The sequence below is a fragment of the Maritimimonas rapanae genome, from assembly GCF_057837205.1.
This window is the reverse complement of sequence record NZ_JBYQFI010000001.1, coordinates 444534-467664: the sequence shown is the minus strand read 5'-3', so window position 1 is coordinate 467664 and position 23131 is coordinate 444534. Positions and strand designations below refer to the sequence as shown.

The window sequence follows — 23131 nt, the reverse complement described above, 5'->3', positions numbered from 1 at the left end:
TTAAAATCAATACAAATTACCGTATTTTTGTAGGATGCAGTTTAAACTAAAATCAGAATTTAAACCTACCGGAGATCAGCCACAAGCAATAGAGCAGATTAGTAAAGAAATCTTATCAGGGGAACGTTATCAGACACTTTTAGGAGTAACTGGCTCTGGTAAAACATTTACTGTAGCTAATGTTGTTAAGAATATTCAGCGACCTACACTGGTTCTAGCACATAATAAAACGTTGGCTGCACAATTGTATTCTGAGTTCAAACAATTCTTTCCGAACAACGCTGTAGAGTATTTCGTTTCATATTATGATTATTATCAACCAGAGGCCTATATACCCGTTTCAGGTACTTATATTGAAAAAGATCTATCTATAAATGATGATATAGAACGAATGCGATTAAGCACTACTTCTTCCCTACTTTCCGGTAGGCGTGACGTATTGGTAGTAGCATCGGTTTCTTGTTTATATGGTATTGGTAATCCAATAGAATTTAAAAAGAATGTTATTTCCATTGAAGTTGATCAAAAATTAGCTCGAACAAGATTCTTGCACCAATTAGTTCAAAGTTTATACTCTAGAACAGATTTTGAGATAAAAAGTGGAACTTTTAAGGTAAAAGGCGATACCATTACTATTTTTCCATCATACGGAGATTATGGCTATCGTGTACATTTTTTTGGCGATGAGATTGAAGAAATCGAAAGCTTCGATATAGTCAATAATAAGGTCATCGAGAAGTATGAGAAGCTCAATATATATCCGGCCAACCTGTTCGTGACCTCACCAGATGTGTTGCAAAATGCCATCCATCAGATTCAAGAAGATTTAGTAAAACAAGTTGATTATTATAAAGAAATTGGCAAGCATTTAGAGGCAAAACGCCTAAAAGAGCGTACAGAATTTGATTTAGAAATGATCCGCGAATTGGGTTATTGCTCTGGTATCGAAAATTATTCTCGTTACCTTGATGGAAGAGAAGCGGGTACAAGACCTTTCTGCTTATTAGATTATTTTCCGGATGATTATTTAATGGTAATTGATGAGAGCCATGTAACTATACCCCAAACACATGCAATGTATGGCGGTGATCGATCTCGAAAGGAAAATTTAGTTGAGTACGGATTCAGGTTACCAGCCGCCATGGATAATCGTCCATTAAAATTTGAAGAATTTGAAGCCATACAAAATCAAGTGATCTATGTAAGTGCTACGCCTGCAGATTATGAATTGCAGAAAACAGAAGGTGTCTTTGTGGAGCAAATTATTCGCCCGACAGGATTGTTAGATCCTGAAATTGAAGTGCGACCAAGCCTAAATCAGATTGATGATTTGATCGAAGAAATTCAAGTTCGTGTAGAAAAAGATGAACGAACATTAGTGACTACACTAACTAAAAGAATGGCTGAAGAATTGACTAAATATTTAAGTAGGATTTCTATCCGTTGTCGATATATTCATAGTGATGTAGATACCTTAGAGCGTATTGAGATCATGCAAGATCTCCGCAAAGGGTTATTCGACGTATTGATTGGAGTAAATCTTTTACGTGAAGGGCTAGACTTACCAGAAGTTTCTTTAGTTGCTATTCTAGATGCCGATAAAGAAGGTTTTTTACGCAGCCACAGATCATTAACGCAAACAGTCGGTCGTGCAGCACGTAATGTGAATGGAAAAGCTATTATGTATGCTGATAAGGTTACGCGAAGTATGCAATTGACTATTGATGAAACTAATCGGCGGCGCGAAAAACAAATCTCTTATAATACCAAGAATAGTATTACACCTACACAAATTAAAAAGAATATTGATGATAGTTTAACGAAGAATAATATTACTTCTTTTCACTATGATTCTGCAGCTTTAAAAGCCGCAGAACAAGATTTAGAATACTTACCAAAGCCAGAAATAGAAAAGCGTATTAGAGATCGCCAAAAATTAATGGAAGAAGCTGCGAAAGCATTAGATTTTATCGCTGCGGCGCAATTGCGTGATGAGATTAAGTTGTTAAGAGAGCAACTATAATCTAACTTGACTCTTAATTCCTTTTCCGTTAACTTCATCATTTATCGGAAAACTACCAATCAATTCTATTTAAATTTCTACTTCTCAAAAAATCATTTGTTTTAGAAAAATGCTTGTTACCAAACCAATACCCTCTATTGGCACTTAATGGAGACGGATGACCAGAAGTTAACACATGGTGTCTGGTAGTGTCTGTTTTAGCTCCTTTTTTCTTAGCATAACCACCCCACAGTAAAAAGACGACATTTTCTTTTTGTTCAGAAACTTTGGCAATAACAGCGTCTGTAAATTGCTCCCAACCTTTATTTTGGTGAGAACCAGCCTGATGTGCTCGTACAGTTAACGTAGCATTTAATAGTAATACTCCTTGATCTGCCCATCGTTCTAAATTTCCGCTTGACGGTACTGGTAAACCTAAATCGGTTTCTAACTCTTTAAAAATATTAATCAACGATGGTGGATGTACAATACCATCATTTACCGAAAAACATAAACCGTTTGCTTGGCCTACACCATGATAAGGATCTTGACCAATAATTACGACCTTTAGGTCATTAAAAGAACAATGATCGAAAGCTGCAAAAATTTGACTTCCATTGGGGTAGCAAGTATAATTTTTATATTCAGTTTTCACAAAGTCAGCTAGTGATTTAAAGTAAGGTTTCTCAAACTCATCTTGTAAAATAGCTTTCCAACTTTCGGCAATCTTAACATTCATAATACTCGTAAAAATAGTTACTTTGCAGTTCGTTTGTAAAAATACAGTTTTGAGTAGTAAAATCACCCAAAAAACATTGAATGACCTCGAATTTTATACTGTTATCAACAGTATAAGTGAATTCTGTGTTTCTGATCTTGGGCGGCAAGCTGTTCTAAGCATAAAACCCATAACCGCTAAGCTCAAATTACTAGATGAATTACAACAGGTAAACGAATATCTAAGTTCTTTTGAAAACGAAAACAAAATACCCAATCATCATTTCGAAGAAGTTACCAAAGAGATACATTTGCTAGGTATTGAAGACAGCTTTTTAGAAGCCGAAGCTTTTTTAAGAATTGCTGCAATCTCTGAAACGGTAAATATTCTATTAAAATTTTTAAAAAAATTTAAAGAATATTATCCGACACTTTACAACCAGTCTTCTGAAATTGAATTAACATCTGAATTAATTACTGCAATTCGAAAAGTCATCAATAATTTTGGTGAAGTAGATAATAAAGCCTCAGATCAATTAAAGAGTATTCGTAAAGAAATGAGTTCTGTTCGTACTAAGATCGGCTCAAGTTTTTCTGGTGCTTTAAGTAAGAATGCTAAAGCTGGTTATTTAGATGATATTAGAGAATCGGTTATTGAAAATCAACGGGTTCTGGCTGTGCAAGCCATGCACAGACGTAAAGTAAAAGGTTCAATTTTAGGAAATTCTAAAACAGGAAGTATAGTTTTTATAGTACCTGAATCTACTACTAATTTGAATCGTGAACTGCAAAATCTAATTCATGAAGAGCAAGAGGAAGTTATTAGAATTTTAAAGAAGTTAACAAACGATATTCGCCCGTTTATCTCGTTATTAAACGATTATCAAACATTCCTTACACAATTAGACTTGGTTGCTGCAAAAGCTAAATATGCGCAATCTATTAATGGTATACTCCCCAACATTTCGAATACAAAAAGAATCTTTTTAAAAGATGCATATCACCCAATTCTATTAAAAAGTAACAGAGAACAAAATATAGAGACCATTCCACAAACTTTAGAGCTAAATAATGAGCAACAGATCATAGTAATATCTGGTCCTAATGCTGGTGGAAAAAGTATCACTTTAAAAACTATTGGCCTACTACAAGTAATGATACAAAGTGGTATTTTAATACCTGTACACGAGCGCAGCGAAGTTTACTTTTTTGACACTATCCTTACAGATATTGGGGATAATCAGTCAATACAGAATCAATTAAGCACTTATAGCTACCGCTTAAAAAACATGCGTAATTTCTTAAAAAAATGTAATGCAAATACACTTTTTTTAATTGATGAATTCGGTACTGGTAGTGACCCTGAACTAGGCGGGGCTTTGGCTGAAATTTTCTTAGAAGAATTCTATGAAAAAGGTGCTTACGGTATTATTACTACACATTATGCAAATCTAAAAGTATTGGCAGATGAGTTAGAAAACGTGACCAATGCCAATATGCAGTTTGATGAAAAGACCTTAGAGCCGCTTTTCAAATTATATACCGGTCAAGCCGGAAGTTCTTTTACATTTGAAGTTGCTCAAAAAAATGGTATTCCGTTTAGTTTAATTAATCGTGCTAAGAAAAAAGTAGAACGAGAAAAAATACGTTTAGATAAAACCATTTCTAAGCTACAGCAAGAGCGCAACAAACTAAGAAAAACATCAGAAAACTTAGAGAAAGCTCAAAGTAAAGCTCAAGAGCACACCGAAAACTTATCTGATAAAGAACAAAAAATTCAAGAAAAGTTAGCAAGTTTTCAAGAACTGTATGACAACAATCAAAAGATGCTTTCTGTTGGTAGAAAATTTAATGAGCTCAGCAATAAATATTTTCAGACCAATAACAAAAAGCAGTTTTTAACCGATTTGATGAAATGGGTAACTATAGAAAAATCTAAGCATCAAAAGAAGAATAGACCTAATACTAAGACTGAAAAAGTAGCACAAAAAAAACAAGAACAACAACAAAAGCAAAAACTAGAAACTGTAAAAAAAGAAGTGTTAGAAAAGGTTAAGAAGGTCAGAAAAGAAAAAGATATAGAAGCTAAAAAGGAGGCTAAAAGAAAATCTGATTATAAATACAAATTGAACGATCGCGTTCGACTTATTGACAGCAGATCTGTTGGTATCATAGAGAAAATAGAAAAGAATACCGCTACAATTAATTACGGTCAATTCACTACAAAGGCATCATTAAATAAATTAGAATTGGTAGAAGCTTCAAAAAAGCCATAAAGCAATAGTGACTTTTTATAATATTTTGTGTCTTAATATGATAAACGAGAAATGCTCTTTCAAACAAGCTTTGAATTAAATTCATTTTTCTCTATATTTATAACTAATTAACCAAATCCCCTACCATGAAAAAATTCTGGCCAGCCTTTCTGGTTTTTTTGCTTTGGGCCATTTTTGCATTACTTTTTCACCAATATGTTAGCAATACTATTTGTGGAGAATGTGCAACCGCCCATAATCAATTAGAAAAACATCAAACCAAAGAACAACCTGTAGTAACAAAAGATCTTAAAGAAACTCCTAAAGCTGCATTCTCTATTATGACAGCCGATGGGACCTCTATTTTTAACTTTCCTAAAGGATTTTCAATAAACTCTTCAAATGGAAAGATTGACATACCTGACGAATTGCTAGGTTTTAAAGACTCCATTTACAATTATTTAAATGCCAATCAAGGTAAAGAATTATTAGTATCTGTTAAACATTTAGCTTCAGAAGTCGGTGGTTCAAAGAATATTCACTTTGGTAATTCTAGAGTTGAATTCTTAAAAAATATTTTAGTTAAAGCAGGTATAAATCCTGACAGGATAGTTCCTAAAACTATTTTGTCTGAATTTAGCTACGATGAAAATGGAAATTATTATGATGGAGTTTCAATGTTATTTCAAAATATTAGTAAAGAGCGTGTAACAGAAATTGAAGCAGGTATTGCAAATAAAACATTGTATTCAGATTTTGCCGTTGCAGAATTTAAGCCAGATAGAACTTTAAGAGCATATACTATAGAGCTTAAAAATTATTTACAAAAGTATCCTAATAGAAAAGTTTTAGTAACAGGGCATACAGATAGTGTTGGTGTAAATAATTATCAATGGGGACTAGATCGTGCGAACAATGTGAAAAATTATCTAATTTCACAAGGAATTCCGGCCAATATAATCGAAGTAGTTTCAAAAGGTGAATCAGAACCTGTAGCAACAAATAGAAGTGAAGAAGGAAGAGCTAAAAATAGAAGAATAGTAATAACCATAAAATAATAACCATGACCTTATCAATATTTTCAAATCAAAATACTGCACACTTAGTAGAATTATTTTTATGGATGTTGGGCGCCTTTTTAATCGGATGGTTTTTTTGGCGCTGGTGGTATAATAATAGATGCCAAAATGAAATTGAAGAATGGAAAACTAAGTATAGAGATTTAGAACACGAACAAAGCACAATCATTAAAGCAAGAAAAGTTACTGCATCTGGTATTGCAGATACTGGGGATATTGCTACTAGTTTTGTAGATGGTGTTGCAAAAATAGATGACTCTGTAAAGGATGATCTTACTAAAGTGGAAGGTATTGGCCCTAAAATAAAAGGATTACTAAATAATGATGGTATTTGGAGCTTTAGGCAATTATCTGAAGCGACTGTTGATCGTATACAAGGTATTTTAGATAATGCTGGGCCTCGATATCGAATTCATAACCCAGGCACATGGTCTGAACAAGCTAGGATGGCCGCTAATGGTGAATGGGAAGCATTAGAAAAATGGCAAGATGAACTAAAAGGTGGACGTTAAATTACGCCACATATAAAAGTTAAATCCTCAATTGTAATATTGGGGGTTTTTTATTCAGAATAACGTTCCATTTCTCGATCATAAAATTGAGAAGCTTTCTCTATCAAGTCATTAATTTCATTTGTTAATGCAGTTTCGTTGTCGCCTCGTACATCTTCAAACCATTCAATTTCGTCATCTTTTAAATTAATAACAAATTGAGGATATTCTGTGTGCAGGATAAAAATATCATCTGGATAGTCAGTATTATCACCTAATAAAAATTTTGGTAAAGTCATTACTCTTAATTTACAAGTTCTAGTATTTCGTTATATATTTTTTCTCCAACATTATCACCATAAAGATTATTTGAAAAATCAGTATTACTATTCTTAAATTCATTAAAAGCGGAAAACATTTTTTGTTGATCGCTACCTACAATTTTAGCAAAACCATTGTCAACTAACTCTACCCATTCTGTTTCATCTCTAGCAATAATACAATGTTTCTTATTAAAAAATGCTTCTTTCTGCAAACCACCACTATCAGTAATAACCATTTTACAATGCTTTAAAAGCTCAAGCATATCAAAGTATCCCACTGGATCTATCATCGTTATTTTAGGATGTATATTATTTGAAGTGAGTATTTTCTTTGTTCTAGGATGTAGCGGAAGAATAACTTGAGCTTCATTATTGATTTGTTCTAATCCTTTAAAAATTGAAGATAGTTTCTCAATGTCATTAGTGTTTTCTTGGCGATGTATTGTCGCTAACACAAAATCAGTTAAACTTAAATTTTTGATGATCGAAGATTTCTCTGATGAAATTCGTCCATAAAACTCTACAGCATCTTTCATAATATCTCCGCATTTTACAACTTTTGCTTCAAAATTATCAAAACCTTCTTTCTTAAGATTATTCATAGCAGCTTCTGTTGGGCATAATAATAGATCTGATATTCTATCAGTAACTATTCTATTGATTTCCTCAGGCATTTTTATATTAAAAGATCGCAGACCTGCTTCAATATGTATTACTTTAGAATTAAATTTTCTTGCAGCTAAAGCGCCAGCAATTGTTGAATTGGTGTCGCCATAAACTATAACAGCATCAGGTTTTTCTTTAATTAAAACTTCCTCTATTTTTTCAAGCATCTGCCCTGTCATCGCTCCATGGTTCAGGCCACTTATTCCTAAATTATAAACAGGTTTGGGTATCTGCATTTCATCAAAAAAAACAGAACTCATATTAGCATCATAATGCTGACCCGTATGCACAATTACCTCTTCTAATTGATTATTATCAGTAATAATTCTACTTAACACCGCAGCTTTAATCAATTGAGGTCTTGCACCCAATATGGTTACTATTTTCTTCACGATACAACTTCTTTTAAAATATTTGCCAATTGTTCGGTTAAAGACCGTCTATGGTATTGCTCAATATTATTAGAATTAATAATCAATGATCTCTTTTTATATTCTTTATATAAACCTACTATTTTTTGTTTTAGATTATTCTTATCATCAAAATCAACTATAACTCCAGCATTAGTGTTAGACAAGATTTCTGCCAAATCGCCTTTAGTTGGTCCAATTGCTAAAATAGGTCTTTTAGCTTGTAAATATTCGAATATTTTTCCTGTAATAATACCTTTTGAACTTGGTACATTATTTACAGAAAGTAATAAAACTTGAGCTGACTTTTGGTGATCTAAAACCTTTTGATGTGGTAGATAATCTATAATCTCTGAATAATTTTTTAAGTCGTTTTCTTTTAGAGACTGATTCACTTCATCAGCCAATTTACCTATAAATTTTAATTGTAAGTCATTAGCAAATTCATCATTTTCTAAGCATAGTTCTTTTAAGGATTTCCATAAAATATTATGATTTCTATCTGCATTCATCATACCTATATGAACAAGAGAAAACTTATCATCTAGAATAATTTCTTTGCCAGAAATTTTAGAATCATAACCATTGGTTATGATGTAGGTATTATTATTAAACTTTTTATAATTTTCTGCCATTGTTTTACCAACAACTAAAACGGCATCAGCACTTCCTAAAACTTCTTGCTCTAGCTTTTGATGCTTTCTTTTTGACGCATTACTTAATGGTAATTGGTGGAAGTAATCAATTTCTGTCCAAGGGTCTCGAAAATCAGCAATCCACTTGTTATTTAATTTTTCTTTTAACCCCAAACCAATCATATGAAGGCTATGAGGTGGTCCTGTACTAATTATTGCGTCGACAGGATTCTTTTCTAAATAGTTAGATAAATACTTTATTGATGGTTTTATCCAAAATTTACGTGCATCTGGTATAAAATAATTAGCTCTTATATATTGAGCAACTTTTCCAAAAAAAGATGGATTAGAATCTAAAAATCCAGCACTTGTACTCTTTTTTTTATTTCCAAAAATGGAAAATAAATTATTTGGTTCCCAAATAGGATATTTTATTAATTCTATATTTTCAGGAATATCATTAGATAACGATGTGTCTAAAATTGGATATTTAGGATTATCTACAGTATACACAACAGGTTCAATACCAAAATCACGTAGATATTTTACAAATTTCAACCATCGTTGAACTCCAGAACCACCAGCAGGAGGCCAATAATATGTAATAATTAGTATCTTCAATTAATTGAATTTGGTGTATAAATCTATCAAACTTTTAGAAGTTCTTTCCCAAGAAAACTCATTTTCAATAAATAATTTTCCATTTTTTCCTAACTCAGAAGCAAGGCTTTTATTTTTATATAGCTCTAGTACCTTATCCGCTAAATCGTCTACATCTTTTTCTATATGAACCAACCCACTTTTAGCTCTCTCAATTAGATTTTTCTGCGCTATAGCATTGCTAACCAAAATAGGTTTACCGAAACTCATATACTGAAAAAGTTTATTTGCATAAGCAGCATCGTGATGAATATTACGGTGTAATGGCGAAATACATACCGAGCTTGCCAAAATGTATGAAGGAAACAGGCTAATATCTTGCCAACCTTGAAAATCTATATAATTTTCAATTTTTAATTCTTTTACCTGATTTTTTAAAACTGTATCTGTTGTATTTCTACCAACTATTACCAACTTTAGATTTGATATGTTCTCTTTTAGTATACAAGTAGCCTCTATAGCAGTTTGCAAGCCTCTACGCAAACCTGTATCTCCCAAATATAGTACCACGAAACTATCCTCATATTTTTCAACAATATTTTCATCTAATACAAAATCATTATAAAAAGATTGTCTCACAGTATTTGGCACAACAACAATTTTATCTTTACTAGCGTTGATTCTATCAATAACTTCATTTTTAGATTCTTCAGTAACTGTAATGATTTTTGTCGTCTTAGTTATAAATTCTTCTTCTTTTTGTTTCCACCTTCGTGGAGAAATCAAATACTTACCCGGAAATTTCTGAAGGTGAGGATACAGTTTCATGATTTCTGGCATATTATCATGTAAATCAAGAACAGTTGGTAAATTAAGTTTTTTATTAACTTTAAAGACTGCACCAGCTATTCTAATGTCGTGAATATGAATTACTTCAATCGAATTTTGGTTAATAAAATGACTAATTTTTTTAGCCATACTATTCGTATAAAAAGGTAAAGTATATGCCAAGGCTGATAATTTATACTCTAATTTATTCGATCTATACCGTCTAATTTCAATCCCGTTTATGATCTCATTTCTAGGCTCTTCATTATATTTTAAGCAGAATAAAAAAACTTCATGCCCAGCATTTACCAAAGAAATGGCTTCATTTTCTACCCTTGGGTCGGGTGGAAAAATTTTATCTAAGATCATACCTATTTTCATAGTCTATCTTTCTGCATAAACTGCATAATATCTCGGTGTGAATCTCCTTAGAATAGGACGAAATCCTATTTTATTTACAGGGCTTGTCCATTTTTGAGCTTCCTTAATATTCCATCCAGATTTTTTTAGTAGCCAATCGAATTGCCAATCTTCAAACTCGTGATAATGTCGATCCCATTCTTCTGTTTTAGATCGATATGCTTTCGCAAACCATAAATTTAAAGGAATAGTAGTTATCAATTTAGTTGATTCGATTGACCTGAGAACATTAAAAGGAGCTATTAAATGTTCAAAAATCTCAAAAGCAGTAACTGCATCTACATTATATTTTTTTACAACTTCTGGCAGTGTATCTAAATCTTCACCTTCGGTATTATAAACTTTATAACCATATTTCTCCATGATCTCACTAAAATCATTTCGAGTTCCCAGATCTAAAATAGTTGCTGGGGTTGGAAGCACTTTTTGTAAAAACTCTATGGTATGATTGTAGCGTTTATTGTGGTGACTCATGTTTTTCTTCTTTCAACAAAGAACCAACCTAAAGGAATTAATAAAAGTAAAGCATATGATACTAATGTAATTTTATTACCAGTTTTGATCACTGAAGGTTCAAACTTAAATACTATTTCATGATTGCCAGCTGGAACTACTAATGCTCTAAGTACATAATTTGCTCTAAGGATAGTCGATTCTTCACCATCAATATACGCTTTCCAACCGTTTTTATAATAAATATCTGAAAATATTGCTAGTTGTCCTGAACTCGATTCCGTTGCATATCTTAATTCATTAACTCCATATTTGGTCAAAGAAATTGTAGCCGTTGAGTCTTTAGGATAATTAGCCTTTTGTAGCAAGTCTTTAAATTCTGTAGAAATAATAGCTTTTTCTTTAGTCTTTAAACTATCTAAAGTCTTAATCTCTTCATCTGCTGAATTAACAAACTCAACTTGATTTACAAACCAAGCATTACCATTAGCTTCTTCATTCTTTTGAAATTGAAGATTTCCTTGCTGATCACCGAAAATAATATACTTAGTATTGAGCATATTCAATACTTCAAAATTATTCTTGGTAATTTGGTATTCAAACAGTTCTTCAAAACGTCTTGGTTTAGCCGCATGGTAACCACCTATAGAATTATGAAAATAAGATGTACTACCATCATTTATGGGATTAACTGCAAAATTTGCAACACGATAATAAGACTTGTCTTTTAAAATTTCTTTATCAATTTCTGAAGCTTGAAAAGGTTTTTCTTCTTTAGTTTTAGCTACAAAATCATCTTTATTTACATAACGCTTATCGACACCAACCAAATCAAATAAAATTAAAAAACCTAATATACCTATGGTTATATTCTTATTGATTTTTTCCTTTAAGAATGCCCATAATATTGCCGCCAATATTAAAATTAAGATTAAAGAACGTAAGCTATCATTAAAAAATAATGATTTTCTATCTATTATAAACGCTTCTGATATTCCATTTAATTGTTGCTCCCATCTGGTGTCTCTAAAACTTTCGAAGCTAAATAAGCTAGTTCCAGCTAATACAAATAACAATGTAATTCCTCCTACTATATACAAAGTATACTTTAACCATTTTAGTTTTTCTTCTTTATTAGTATCTAAATTTAAAAACTTATTTAAGGCTAAAATACCCAATAAAGGAATTGCCAATTCTGCAATTACTTGAATTGAAGAAACTGCTCTAAATTTGTTATATAATGGAACATAATCAATAAAAAAATCTGTCAAAAAAGAAAGGTTCTTACCCCAACTCAATAAAATTGAAAAAATAGTAGCTGCTAATAACCAATTTCTAAGTCTACTTTTTAAAACGAATAAACCTAATACAAATAAGAAAATTATCGTTGCCCCTATATATGCAGGAGCTTCAACTATTGGTTGATCTCCCCAATAACCAGGAAAATTTTCTGAAAAGTCTTTGGCCTGACCTCTACCAATTTTATCTTTCAAAAATTCATATGTTTCAGAATCTTTACCTAAATTTTCTCCACTTCCACCACCATAAAATCTTGGTATTAACAAATTAAAAGTTTCAGCCTTTCCATAGCTATATTGAGTAATATAATCTCTAGATAAACCACTAGTTACCTTGTCTTTTGATGTTCCATCAGTCTTAATAGTCAATTCACTTTTACTACGTGTACTGTGACTTGCATATTCTTTAGTCGCTAAAAGACTCGTAGAATTTAATCCTATAGCAATTAGTACAGCAGCAACTAATATTCCGATCGTTTTAAAAAAATTAGGAATCTCTTTTTCTTTAATTGCATCAACTAGATACACTATACCAAAAATGATAACTATCCATAATAAATAGTAAGTCATTTGAGGATGATTAGCGTTAATTTCAAATGCCATACCTAGAGTCGTTAGGATAAACCCAAACAAATATCGTTTTTGAAAAGTTGCAATAATACCAGCCAAAACCACAGGCATATATGCAATAGCGTGGGCCTTAGCATTATGTCCAGCTCCAAAAATAATGATCAAATAAGTTGAAAAGCCAAAGGCAAGCGAACCTAAAATGGCCAACTTCCATTCGATTTTAAGCACATATAAGAGAATAAAGAATCCTAAAAAATACAGAAAAAGGTAATCGGCGGGTCTTGGTAAAAACCTTAGTAGTAGGTCCGCTTTTTTAATATAGTTGTGAGGGTAATAGGCACTTAACTGGTATGCAGGCATACCTCCGAAAGCTCTATTGGTCCAGTAGGGTTCTTTATTATTTTCTTTACGAAAATCTACAATCTCTTTAGACATTCCTCTAAACTGAGCAATGTCGCTTTGAAATAATTTTTTTCCTTCAAGTACAGGAGAAAAATAAACCAAAGAGGCTATTATAAAAATAAGAATAGCTATAATAAACGGAAGTAGTTTGGTTTTTAAATTTTTCATTAAAATTATTTACTCTTCAACTTCTTCAAAATCAACATATTCTCCAACCTTATCATTACTTTTTTGCATTGACCTTGGTGCTTTATCGATTACAGTCTCACCAACCTTTGTCTTCTGTTGATTTGTTTGATATTGTCCTTGTTGCTCTTTAAATTTCTTTTCTACATTATTTACAAATCTTTTCATCACTAACGGAAATAAAAATCTAGATAAGATCTTAAATCCATAATAGATTAATAATATGATAAGTAAAGTCCTTAATAAACCCATCTATACTGCTTCTTTCTTAAATTTTAAATAATATGCCAAAAGTAACAATTTGAGAGCAACTTAAACGTTAGTATATAGATAAAATCTTTAGAATTTAAATACGAAATCCTATTTATGAGACGTCTCCTCGTTATTTTCATCTGTATTTTCAGCTTTCAAACTATCATGGCTCAATATACTAAGGTAATCAATTCTAGAAGGCCTGGTTTTTCCGATAGCCCGTTTAGTGTGGGTACTGATGTGCTACAATTTGAACAAGGTTTGTTTTATAAAGACATTAATGACCGAGGTAATAAAGTCAATTCTATAGGTTCAGATTTTATGGTTCGTTATAGTAAGTTTTTAGATAAGCTAGAAGTAAATTTAAATGTTACTTTTCAACATGATAAAATTGACTTTGACCCAAATACTTTTATCATAAATCAGCCTGTAGATGATGTATCTGCTTTTAGCTTTGGTACATTTAGAATAGGTGCAAAATATTTAGTTTATATGCCTAAATATTTAGATCGTTCTAAAGAAATACGAAGTTGGAAAAAGAAAATGGCTTTTGATTGGAAACGATTGATTCCATCTGTTGCTGTCTATGCTGGAGCCAACCTACCAATTACAAAAGGTTATATTGGAGGTAATGCACCTGGGTATAAAAAGGGTGATTTTAGTCCTAGTCTTGGGCTTTATACACAGCATGATTTTACCGATCGATTTGTATTTATTACAAATTTGATAATGGATAAAATAGGTTCTGATCAGAAAGAGAATTCTTACATATTAACAGCCACATATTCTATTAATGATAAATGGTCTATATTTGGCGAACATCAAGGTATTTTTAAGGATCAGCATATCCCAAATGATTTTCAATTCGGAGGCGGTGTGGCATATCTCTTTAGTAAAAATATGCAACTTGATGTGGCAGCCAGAGCTATTAGTGATCGCGATGGTTCTAGTTTATTACTTAATGCTGGATTTTCTTGGCGTATAGATAAACATAGAGATAAGTTCAAATTAATTGGTGCAGACGGACAGGAAGTTAAGAAAGATCGTGATGGAAATTTCTTTTCTAGACTATTTGGTAAAAAAGATAAAGATGGTAAGCAACGTAAGGTTAAGAAAATTAAAGCCAAAAAGCGTAAGATAAAAAAGGATAAAGCTCCTAAAAAGACCAAAGCACAAAAGCGTAGAGAAAAAGAAGCTCGTAAAAAGACTAAAGAAGACAAAAAGAAGCTAAAGAAAAAAGCTAAAGATTATAATAAAAATTACGATCCGAATCAGGATAAAAATAATAATTGATGATAACCATAAAGGAAATTTCAAAAAAATCTGATCTTAAAAAATTTGTAAAATTTCCTTTTAGTCTTTATAAAAATAACGATTGCTGGGTACCACCTATAATTAATGAAGAAGTTGCCACCTTTAACAAAGAAAAGAATCCTGCATTCGAAACTGCTGATGCCCGTTTCTTTTTAGCTTATTCGAACGGCTCTATAGTTGGTAGAATTGCAGCCATTATTAATCATACTGAGGTAAATCAACAAGGCATTAAAAAAATGCGTTTTGGCTGGTTTGATGTTATTGATGATGTAAATGTCACTAAATCATTACTAAACAAGGTAGAAGAGATCGGAATCCAAAATAACTTAGAATATGTTGAGGGGCCGGTTGGTTTTTCTAATCTTGATAAAGTTGGCGTCTTAATTGAAGGATTTGATCATATAGGTACTATGATTACTTGGTATAATCATCCTTATTACAAAGAACATTTAGAAAAATTAGGGTATTTTAAAGAAAAGGAGCATTTAGAATGGAAGTTTCCTTTTAAGAATATAAAAGCGGAACATTTTGTTAAAGCACAATCATTAATTAAAAGAAGATATAATTTAAAGGCGTTAAACTTTAAAACTACTAAAGAAGTTTTAAAATATGCCGATGCGATGTTCGATTTATTTAATGAGTCGTATTCTAAGCTTTCAACATTCACACCAATTTCTAAAAAGCAAAAAGAGTATTTTAAAAAGAAATATATTAGCTTTATTAACCCAGAATACATAAAATATGTAGTCGACAAAGATGATAATTTAGTTGCTTTTGCCGTTACTATGCCTTCGTTCTCTAGAGCTTTACAGAAAGCAAAAGGTAAACTTTTCCCTTTCGGTATTTTTCATTTATTAAAAGCAAAGAAACACAGTAAAGATGCTATCTTTTATCTTATAGGTGTGCATCCTGATTATCAAAACAAAGGAGTACATGCTGTTCTTTTTAATGAGTGCTTTGAAACCTTTCAAAAGTTAAATATGCAAAATTGTATTAGAACACCCGAATTGGAGGATAACATTGCTGTTCAAAAAATTTGGAAACGTTTTGATCCTACACTTTATAAGCGAAGAAGAACATATCGTAAGAATTTATAATGCAACTTTTTTACAATTCACAATTACAACTAACTGATAAACAATTTACTTTCGACAAAGTAGAAAGTAAGCATATAGTACGTGTATTAAGAAAGAAAGAGGGAGATACTTTGCATATTACAAATGGTAAAGGGTTATTGTTTATATCAGAGATTGTTATAGCTAACAATAAGAAATGTGTAGCCAATATTCTAAATGTAGAAGAAAAAACAAAACCTTGGAATTACCATTTACATATTGTTATCGCCCCTACTAAGAATAATGATCGTTTTGAATGGTTTTTAGAAAAGGCTACTGAAATTGGTATTGATGAAATAACACCTATAATTTGTGATCGTTCTGAACGTAAAATTGTAAAACATGATCGTTTACAAAAAATAATAGAGTCTGCCAGCAAACAATCATTGAAATATAATTTCCCGAAGTTGAATGATGCTTTAGCTTTTAAAGAATTTATAAACTCAGATCTCGGCGATCAAAAATTTATAGCTCATTGTGAAGATGATCAGAAAAGAAATTCTTTAGAAAAAACTCTTCACTTTGACAGTAATATTATTATCCTAATAGGTCCAGAGGGTGATTTTTCTTCTAACGAAATTGAAAAAGCAATACAAAACAATTTTACACCTATTACACTTGGAAAGTGTAGGTTAAGAACAGAAACAGCTGGAGTAGTTGCAACCCATACTGTAGCTTTATTAAATAATATCAAATAAAAAAAGCTGCCCATAAAAGACAGCTTTTTATTTTTGAAAACTTAAAAACTATACTTCAGTTTTCTTTGCTTTAATATTGAATGAAATTTCAACTTCATCCTTTATTAATTTATCTTTTAAATCTTCGAAGAACTTACCTGAATTGTACTTTACACCCCACTCTGTTCTATCTATAGTGAAAGGCTCACTTACAAAAGAAGCTTCATCACCATCTATAGTAATTGTAGCAGGAAACTCAATATTCTTTTGAATTCCTTTAATAGTTAAATTACCTTTAACTTTTACTTTACCGCTCTCACCATCTACTCCAGTAATAGCAAAAACACTGTAAGGGTTTTTCTCTACATCAAAAAAGTCTGCACTTTTTAAATGGCCTTCTAATTTTGCTTTGTATTCAGCACTTTCAATAGAAAGGTCTGAAATTGTATTCATGTCAACAATAAAGTTACCACCAGCTAACTTACCATCTTCTAAAGCTACATATCCTTCAGAAACCTTAATCGTTCCATTATGAGATTCTGTAGGTTTAAAACCTTTCCAAGTAATTGTACTGTTATCAGCATCAGCTACAAATCTAGCAGCAGCTTGTGCTATCTGTTGTACATCTTCAGCTTCTTTTGCTTCTACTTCATTTTTAGCTTTCTTACAAGATACTATTGCTAACCCTAAAAACAAGATTGAAGCGATTTTTACAAATTGATTTTTCATTTTTATACTATTTATTTAATTGTTTGTGTAATAAAGCTGCGAATTTAAAAAGAAAATCTATGCAAATTCTAAAGATTCTAATTCAAAAAATTAATAAAACGTTAATTTTTCTTATCTAAGTAGAATAATTTTATATTTGATTTACAAAACTTTGATCGTTTGAGAAGCTTATTTATAATTGTTATTTGTTTTCTGTGCAATATTCTTACTGCTCAGAAAGTAGCAATTTTAAAATACGATGGTGGTGGCGATTGGTATTCTAACCCTACGGCAGTACCTAACCTTATTCAATTCTCTAATGCCAATATTAATACAAAAGTCAAGGAAAAACCAGAGACTGTAGCTATAAATAGTGTAGATATATACAACTACCCTATTCTATTTATGACTGGTCATGGTAATATTTATTTTTCGGAAAATGATTCAGAAAATTTACGAAACTATTTACAGGCAGGTGGATTTTTACATATTTCTGATAATTACGGATTAGATCAATACATTAGAAGAGAAATGAAAAAAGTGTTTCCTGATCTTGAGTTTCAAGAAATTCCTTACAGTCATTCTATTTATCATCAATCATATGATTTTGAGTCGTTACCTAAAATTCATGAACATGATGGGAAGCCACCACAAGGATTCGGTATCTTTTATGAAGGAAGATTAGTTTCCTTTTATGACTATGAGTGTGATCTGAGTGATGGCTGGGAAGACCCTGAAATACATAATAACCCTCTAGATGTGCGTGAAAAAGCATTAAAGATGGGTGCCAATATTATAGAATATGCCTTTAAAAACTGATTCTCAAGGCGTCTTAGATGCTTTAAAAATAAATTTTGATACCGAAGGATTATGGGTTTTAAACATTACACTTGCTATTATAATGTTCGGTGTAGCATTAGGCATAACTGTAGAAGATTTTAAACGCTTATTTAGTAATCCTAAAATTGTGCTAACTGGTATTTTTTCTCAGTTTATTTTATTTCCACTTGTTACTTTTTTATTAGTTAATATTATAAATCCCTACCCTAGTATCGCATTAGGTATGATTATGGTTGCAGCTTGTCCTGGTGGTAATATTTCGAACTTTATGACGCAACTTGCTAATGGTAACGCTGCTCTATCTGTAAGTTTAACAGCCTTTGCTACTTTGGTAGCTGTATTAATGACACCTATTAATTTAGCCTTTTGGGGAAACTTATATGAGCCCACTGCTCAAATTTTAAGAACAGTAGAACTTGATCCGTTTGAACTTGTCAAGTTGGTAACGCTGATACTAGGCATTCCATTAATTGCGGGCATGTTAGTTAGAAAATCTAAACCAGAGTTAGCAAAGAAACTTTCCAAGGTATTAAAACCGTTATCAATGATCATATTTCTAATTTTTATCATAGTAGCTTTTTCACAAAACTTAGAAATTTTTACGGAGTATATTCATTATGTACTTTTTATAGTAATACTACATAATTTTTCTGGTTATATAGCTGGATTCTTTTTTGCCAAATCTATGAAGCTATCTTATAAAGATCAAAAAACATTAGCTATTGAGACTGGTATTCAAAATTCGGGTCTAGGTCTTCTACTAGTATTTGCATTTTTTGAAGGATTGGGAGGAATGGCACTTTGTGTTGCTTTTTGGGGAATTTGGGATATTGCTTCTGGTTTAGGATTGGCTTATTTTTGGTCTCGCAAAACAGATAAAGCTATCGCCTAATTTTGAAACGTATCTGGTATCATATTGTTAAAATTTATATTACTACAGGGTTATTTTTCTACCACAAAAAAATTTCGATTTATGGTAAAGAAAATATTCCAAAAAAAGGTGCTTTACTTTTTGTTTCTAATCATAAAAATGCATTAATAGATCCTTTATTAATTGCTACAACTACCACACGAAACATTCACTTTTTAACGCGTGCAAGTGCTTTTAAAATTAAGTTAGTAAAGTGGTTACTTTCTACCGTAAATATGTTGCCCATTTATAGGATAAGAGATGGCAAAGAAACATTGGCGAAGAATGAAGAAATATTTAAAAAATGTTATGACCTTTTTAATAAAAAACGGTCTCTATTAATATTCCCGGAAGGAACACATGATATACGTAGATGGGTTCGCCCATTAAGTAAAGGCTTTACCAGAATTACTTTTGGTGCTTTAGAACAGAATCCTAATTTAGAACTTACCATAGTGCCGATAGGTTTAAATTATAGTAAAGCAGAAGAATTTGCCGAAAGTGTATCTATTTATTATGGTGAGCCAATTGCTGTAAATCCATTCTTAAATAATAAGAACAAAAATGCCGCTGCTTTAGCTTTAAAAGAAGAAGTTAGTTCAAAAATGAAGGAGCTTACTACTCATATCGAGGATATTGAGAAATATGACTCAATTATTAATGCTTTGGGTGCTATAAATTATTTAGAACCAACTAGAGTTAATGAAAAATTAAAGAACCTTAAGATAACTGAAACCAATTCAATTAAGATAAAAAAGCCTAATCTTCTTTGGCAATTAGGTTATTTTTTAGTCTTAATAAATAGTATTTTTCCTTATTTGATTTGGAAAGCTATAAAACCCAACATTAAAGAAGTTGAGTTTGATTCTACTACAAGATTTGCAATTGGCATTACTGCTTTCCCACTATTCTATTTACTTCAAACTTTAGTAATTGGTTATTTCTTTGGAAATAAAATAGCTCTAATTTATTTATTTGTAAGTATATTCTTTGTGTTAGTCTTAGCAAAAACTAAAAATTAAGACTGAAGTTTAAATCTTCTATTCTACTATAGCCTCTTGAACCAAACGTTGAACAATAGTACGTATATTTTCGTCTACCAATTTAGTGTTTTGCGAAGAAGGATGTACTCTATTTGATAAAAACACATATACTAATTCGGTTTCGGGGTCTGCCCATGTATAAGTACCTGTATAACCACTATGCCCGAAACTTTTAGAAGAAACACAGCCGCAAGTAGCCTTAATCTCAGGGTCTAATTGAGGCTTATCAAAACCTAAACCTCTACGAACGTCTTGATTTTCGAAATGTCTTTTATTAAATGTATTGATTGTTTCTTTACTAAAATATCTTTTACCTCCATAAAATCCTTCTTGAATATACATTTGCATCATCTTAGCAATATCATTTGCATTTGCAAATAATCCTGCATTACCGTTAACGCCATCTAACATAGCCGCACCTTGATCGTGAACATAACCATGTAATAATTGCTTTCTAAATACATTATCAGCTTCAGTAGGAATTATTCTACTCTTCGGAAACTTTTCAAGTGGTTTGTAAGTAAGTGTTGTGGCTCCTAAAGGGTGATAAAATAAAGACTCATTCAACATATTTAGTGATTGATCGAATTCACGTTCGAAATAATCCTTAAAGAGATAAAATATTAAGCCACTGTATTTATAGTTAGATTTTTCCCGTAAAGGGGAATCTGCAATCATTTTATAAATAGAATCTTTAAAACTGGTTTTTAAAAATAAATTTTTAGCAATTCTAATATTAAACTTTCTAGATCTTCTGGTATGATAATAATCTTTAGAAGGTTTATTTGTAATACTATCAAAAGTTCTTAAATAATAGGGAATCCATGCTTGAAAACGACCATTGTGAGACAATGCTCGTCTTAGTTTGATAGTATCTTTATCTGAACCTTTTAAAACTGGCATAATCTCGCCTAATTCAGTATCAAGTGTAAATTTACCTTCTTCGTAAGCTTTCATTATTGGCGGTAATCCGCCTAAAATCTTGGTTAAAGAAGCTAAGTCATAAATATCTGTATTCTTTACTTGCCTAATTCTTTTATAAGTATGATTGCCAAAGCTTTTACGATAAATCACTTTACCTTTTCTAGCAACTAACAGCTGTAACCCAGGGGTCATTCTTTCTTGTAAAATTACATTAGCCATAGAATCAACTCTCTGCAACTTTTCTGTACTTATACCTACATTTTCTGGCACATCGTAAGCTAGTCTGTGTAAATCTGTAGATGTTAAACAATGACCTGCTTTAAATTCACTATTTATTGTTACTGGTAATTTTCCTCTAGTTTGTAACGCTCCGAATATCATTTGAGCAGAAATATCTTGAGCAATTTTACTGTTTTGATAAGAAACAACAACACCTTCTATATTGGTAAATGTTTTGATGGCCTGCAAACTATAAGGGCTTGCAAACACATCTAAAATAACACGCTTATTTCTCGAAATTTCTTGTAACCATACCAATTCTCTATTTTGGAATTTAAAATCTTTCCAAGGGTTTGAATTTGACTTATGATATCCAATAATTACCAAATTATATGGCTTTAGTTTCTCGATAACAGCATCTAGGGTTTTACCAGAAATTACATCGACATTAGTATAATCTTTTAGTCTTTCTACAAAAGTGCCAGAAATTGCATCTCCTAGCTTTACATATGCAATATTATTATGAACTAAATCTTTAATAGGAAAAATTCCGTTTTCATTTTTAATTAAGGTAATTGAGTTTTCGACTAGTTGTTGATGCAAAGCATCATTTTCTACTGCATTAAGATCACTAGATAAATTCTCTTCTGGTATTATCTTATAAGTACGCAAACCTGCCCAATACTTAGCTTTTAATATACGCTTTACCGAACGATTTAAACGATCTTCAGTTAAAACAGAATCAAGAACCGCTTGTTTCATTTTGGCAACTGTACCAGGTATATCATGAGGTATCAATAACATATCATTACCAGCTTGTATAGCTGCTAAATTAATATCAGCAGAAGTCGAAAAGTCAGCTGCTCCTTTCATGTTTAATCCATCTGTTATAACTAATCCTTCAAAACCCATTTTATCTTGTAACAAATCTGTTACTACATTATAAGATAAAGATGAGGGTAAACTTTCGTTTGGTTCTAAGCTTGGTATGCTTAAATGAGCTGTCATAACACTACCTAAGCCAACATCGAATAGTTTTTTATAAGGATATAATTCTATAGAATCTAATCGTTGTCTTGTAAATGGTATTGTAGGTAATGTATGATGTGAATCGGCGTCTGTATCGCCATGACCTGGAAAATGTTTACCACAGGCTAATACGTTTTCGCTTTGTAAACCTTTTGTAAATGCTATTGCTTTGTTAGTAACATTTACTCTATCCTCGCCAAAAGATCGATTACCGATAATTGGATTTTTAGGATTAATATTTATATCTACTACTGGCGCAAAATTGATATGAATCCCTAATCTTTTACAATGTCTCGCTATTTGTTTACCAAATTCTTCTATTAATGAATCATCTTCAATTGCTCCTAAAGTCATATTCCAAGGGAACTTGTAAACATTTTTTAAACGCATATCTAAGCCCCATTCTCCGTCAAAGCCAATTAACAAAGGTATTCTAGACATACCCTGATAATGATTATTTAATGGTAATTGTTTTTCTGGCGAACCTTGCATAAAGATCAGACCACCAATGTGGTACTTTCTAATAAGGTTTTCAATTTCAGTCTTATGCTTTAAGTTTTTATTAGAATAAGCTTGCATCATAAATAATTGACCTATCTTTTCGTCAATAGTCATTGATTTTAAGATACTATCTACCCATATTTGTTGCCCATGGCTATCCTTTTTAATTAAAGGATCTACGTTTTGGGCATATACGTAGGCTCCGAAAACTAAAAGAAAAATTAAGAGAATGTTTCTTTTCATAGTTATATAAAGCAGGATACA

20 protein-coding genes are annotated in these 23131 nt (G+C 31.5%); 10 read left to right on the top strand and 10 right to left on the bottom strand.

The window, feature by feature from the left end; translation table 11 throughout:
• Window positions 1-34 precede the first annotated feature (34 nt).
• Complete coding sequence (gene uvrB, locus AC3IF2_RS02190; RefSeq protein WP_489165375.1) at window positions 35-2023, top strand: excinuclease ABC subunit UvrB; 1989 nt, start codon at window positions 35-37, stop codon at window positions 2021-2023.
• 52 nt (window positions 2024-2075) lie between these two features.
• Here uvrB and AC3IF2_RS02185 read toward each other — a convergent pair whose 3' ends face one another.
• On the bottom strand, window positions 2076-2741 hold the full coding sequence (locus AC3IF2_RS02185; RefSeq protein WP_489165374.1) for a uracil-DNA glycosylase: 666 nt from the start codon (window positions 2739-2741) through the stop codon (window positions 2076-2078).
• A gap of 49 nt (window positions 2742-2790) precedes the next feature.
• Between AC3IF2_RS02185 and AC3IF2_RS02180 the strand changes: the two genes are divergently transcribed.
• The 3 genes from AC3IF2_RS02180 (at window position 2791) to AC3IF2_RS02170 (ending at window position 6565) form a co-directional block, all read left to right on the top strand.
• Window positions 2791-4995: an endonuclease MutS2 gene (locus AC3IF2_RS02180; protein ID WP_489165373.1), complete on the top strand. Its 2205-nt coding sequence runs from the start codon at window positions 2791-2793 to the stop codon at window positions 4993-4995.
• A 125-nt stretch (window positions 4996-5120) separates the two neighbouring features.
• Window positions 5121-6032 carry an OmpA family protein gene (locus tag AC3IF2_RS02175; protein WP_489165372.1) on the top strand — a complete coding sequence of 304 codons (912 nt, stop codon included), beginning with the start codon at window positions 5121-5123 and terminating at the stop codon, window positions 6030-6032.
• Between the two features lie 5 nt (window positions 6033-6037).
• Entirely contained in the window at window positions 6038-6565 is a 528-nt protein-coding gene (locus tag AC3IF2_RS02170; protein WP_489165371.1) for a hypothetical protein, read from the top strand.
• A gap of 50 nt (window positions 6566-6615) precedes the next feature.
• On the opposite strand, the gene AC3IF2_RS02165 is transcribed toward AC3IF2_RS02170, so the two are convergent.
• Genes AC3IF2_RS02165 through AC3IF2_RS02135 form a run of 7 tightly spaced genes read right to left on the bottom strand, consistent with a single transcriptional unit; the run spans window position 6616 to window position 13587 of the window.
• Complete coding sequence (locus tag AC3IF2_RS02165; RefSeq protein WP_489165370.1) at window positions 6616-6843, bottom strand: hypothetical protein; 228 nt, start codon at window positions 6841-6843, stop codon at window positions 6616-6618.
• Window positions 6844-6848: 5 nt separating this feature from the next.
• Entirely contained in the window at window positions 6849-7925 is a 1077-nt protein-coding gene (wecB, locus tag AC3IF2_RS02160; RefSeq protein WP_489165369.1) for a non-hydrolyzing UDP-N-acetylglucosamine 2-epimerase, read from the bottom strand.
• Window positions 7922-9199, bottom strand: a complete 1278-nt coding sequence (locus tag AC3IF2_RS02155; protein ID WP_489165368.1) for a glycosyltransferase family 4 protein — start codon at window positions 9197-9199, stop codon at window positions 7922-7924. The genes wecB and AC3IF2_RS02155 overlap by 4 nt, the downstream gene beginning before the upstream one ends.
• Window positions 9200-10387, bottom strand: a complete 1188-nt coding sequence (locus AC3IF2_RS02150; protein WP_489165367.1) for a glycosyltransferase family 4 protein — start codon at window positions 10385-10387, stop codon at window positions 9200-9202.
• Between the two features lie 3 nt (window positions 10388-10390).
• Window positions 10391-10900 (bottom strand): class I SAM-dependent methyltransferase, encoded by a 510-nt coding sequence (locus AC3IF2_RS02145; RefSeq protein WP_489165366.1) that lies wholly within the window; start codon window positions 10898-10900, stop codon window positions 10391-10393.
• Complete coding sequence (locus tag AC3IF2_RS02140; RefSeq protein WP_489165365.1) at window positions 10897-13317, bottom strand: YfhO family protein; 2421 nt, start codon at window positions 13315-13317, stop codon at window positions 10897-10899. Before AC3IF2_RS02140 ends, AC3IF2_RS02145 begins: the two co-directional genes overlap by 4 nt.
• 9 nt (window positions 13318-13326) lie before the next feature.
• Complete coding sequence (locus AC3IF2_RS02135) at window positions 13327-13587, bottom strand: DUF4834 family protein (protein ID WP_489165364.1); 261 nt, start codon at window positions 13585-13587, stop codon at window positions 13327-13329.
• A 114-nt stretch (window positions 13588-13701) separates the two neighbouring features.
• Here AC3IF2_RS02135 and AC3IF2_RS02130 point away from each other — a divergent pair, with 114 nt between their 5' ends.
• The 3 genes from AC3IF2_RS02130 to AC3IF2_RS02120 are packed head-to-tail and all read left to right on the top strand — an operon-like array spanning window position 13702 to window position 16714.
• Complete coding sequence (locus tag AC3IF2_RS02130) at window positions 13702-14880, top strand: transporter (protein ID WP_489165363.1); 1179 nt, start codon at window positions 13702-13704, stop codon at window positions 14878-14880.
• Window positions 14880-15998 (top strand): GTP cyclohydrolase, encoded by a 1119-nt coding sequence (locus tag AC3IF2_RS02125; RefSeq protein ID WP_489165362.1) that lies wholly within the window; start codon window positions 14880-14882, stop codon window positions 15996-15998. The genes AC3IF2_RS02130 and AC3IF2_RS02125 overlap by 1 nt, the downstream gene beginning before the upstream one ends.
• Complete coding sequence (locus AC3IF2_RS02120; RefSeq protein ID WP_489165361.1) at window positions 15998-16714, top strand: 16S rRNA (uracil(1498)-N(3))-methyltransferase; 717 nt, start codon at window positions 15998-16000, stop codon at window positions 16712-16714. Before AC3IF2_RS02125 ends, AC3IF2_RS02120 begins: the two co-directional genes overlap by 1 nt.
• Before the next feature lie 48 nt (window positions 16715-16762).
• Here AC3IF2_RS02120 and AC3IF2_RS02115 read toward each other — a convergent pair whose 3' ends face one another.
• Window positions 16763-17422 carry a YceI family protein gene (locus AC3IF2_RS02115; protein ID WP_489165360.1) on the bottom strand — a complete coding sequence of 220 codons (660 nt, stop codon included), beginning with the start codon at window positions 17420-17422 and terminating at the stop codon, window positions 16763-16765.
• A 159-nt stretch (window positions 17423-17581) separates the two neighbouring features.
• On the opposite strand from AC3IF2_RS02115, the gene AC3IF2_RS02110 reads away from it, so the two are divergent.
• From AC3IF2_RS02110 to AC3IF2_RS02100, 3 genes are read left to right on the top strand one after another with little or no spacing between them, the layout of a single operon-like run.
• The gene (locus tag AC3IF2_RS02110; RefSeq protein ID WP_489165359.1) at window positions 17582-18220 is read left to right on the top strand and encodes a DUF4159 domain-containing protein; all 639 of its coding nucleotides are present in this window, start codon (window positions 17582-17584) and stop codon (window positions 18218-18220) included.
• Window positions 18204-19133 (top strand): bile acid:sodium symporter family protein, encoded by a 930-nt coding sequence (locus AC3IF2_RS02105; RefSeq protein ID WP_489165358.1) that lies wholly within the window; start codon window positions 18204-18206, stop codon window positions 19131-19133. The genes AC3IF2_RS02110 and AC3IF2_RS02105 overlap by 17 nt, the downstream gene beginning before the upstream one ends.
• Before the next feature lie 2 nt (window positions 19134-19135).
• Window positions 19136-20173, top strand: coding sequence for a lysophospholipid acyltransferase family protein (locus tag AC3IF2_RS02100; protein ID WP_489165357.1), 1038 nt, complete (start codon window positions 19136-19138; stop codon window positions 20171-20173).
• A gap of 18 nt (window positions 20174-20191) precedes the next feature.
• Here the strand turns inward: AC3IF2_RS02100 and AC3IF2_RS02095 are convergent, their stop codons facing one another.
• Entirely contained in the window at window positions 20192-23110 is a 2919-nt protein-coding gene (locus AC3IF2_RS02095) for a serine hydrolase domain-containing protein (RefSeq protein WP_489165356.1), read from the bottom strand.
• Window positions 23111-23131 lie beyond the last annotated feature (21 nt).

Coding starts and splice junctions, on each gene's coding strand:
- uvrB (WP_489165375.1), top strand. CDS start 35: ATGCAGTTTAAACTAAAATCAGAATTTAAACCTACCGGAGATCAGCCA.
- AC3IF2_RS02185 (WP_489165374.1), bottom strand. CDS start 2,741: ATGAATGTTAAGATTGCCGAAAGTTGGAAAGCTATTTTACAAGATGAG.
- AC3IF2_RS02175 (WP_489165372.1), top strand. CDS start 5,121: ATGAAAAAATTCTGGCCAGCCTTTCTGGTTTTTTTGCTTTGGGCCATT.
- AC3IF2_RS02170 (WP_489165371.1), top strand. CDS start 6,038: ATGACCTTATCAATATTTTCAAATCAAAATACTGCACACTTAGTAGAA.
- AC3IF2_RS02165 (WP_489165370.1), bottom strand. CDS start 6,843: ATGACTTTACCAAAATTTTTATTAGGTGATAATACTGACTATCCAGAT.
- AC3IF2_RS02150 (WP_489165367.1), bottom strand. CDS start 10,387: ATGAAAATAGGTATGATCTTAGATAAAATTTTTCCACCCGACCCAAGG.
- AC3IF2_RS02145 (WP_489165366.1), bottom strand. CDS start 10,900: ATGAGTCACCACAATAAACGCTACAATCATACCATAGAGTTTTTACAA.
- AC3IF2_RS02140 (WP_489165365.1), bottom strand. CDS start 13,317: ATGAAAAATTTAAAAACCAAACTACTTCCGTTTATTATAGCTATTCTT.
- AC3IF2_RS02135 (WP_489165364.1), bottom strand. CDS start 13,587: ATGGGTTTATTAAGGACTTTACTTATCATATTATTAATCTATTATGGA.
- AC3IF2_RS02130 (WP_489165363.1), top strand. CDS start 13,702: ATGAGACGTCTCCTCGTTATTTTCATCTGTATTTTCAGCTTTCAAACT.
- AC3IF2_RS02125 (WP_489165362.1), top strand. CDS start 14,880: ATGATAACCATAAAGGAAATTTCAAAAAAATCTGATCTTAAAAAATTT.
- AC3IF2_RS02120 (WP_489165361.1), top strand. CDS start 15,998: ATGCAACTTTTTTACAATTCACAATTACAACTAACTGATAAACAATTT.
- AC3IF2_RS02115 (WP_489165360.1), bottom strand. CDS start 17,422: ATGAAAAATCAATTTGTAAAAATCGCTTCAATCTTGTTTTTAGGGTTA.
- AC3IF2_RS02105 (WP_489165358.1), top strand. CDS start 18,204: ATGCCTTTAAAAACTGATTCTCAAGGCGTCTTAGATGCTTTAAAAATA.
- AC3IF2_RS02095 (WP_489165356.1), bottom strand. CDS start 23,110: ATGAAAAGAAACATTCTCTTAATTTTTCTTTTAGTTTTCGGAGCCTAC.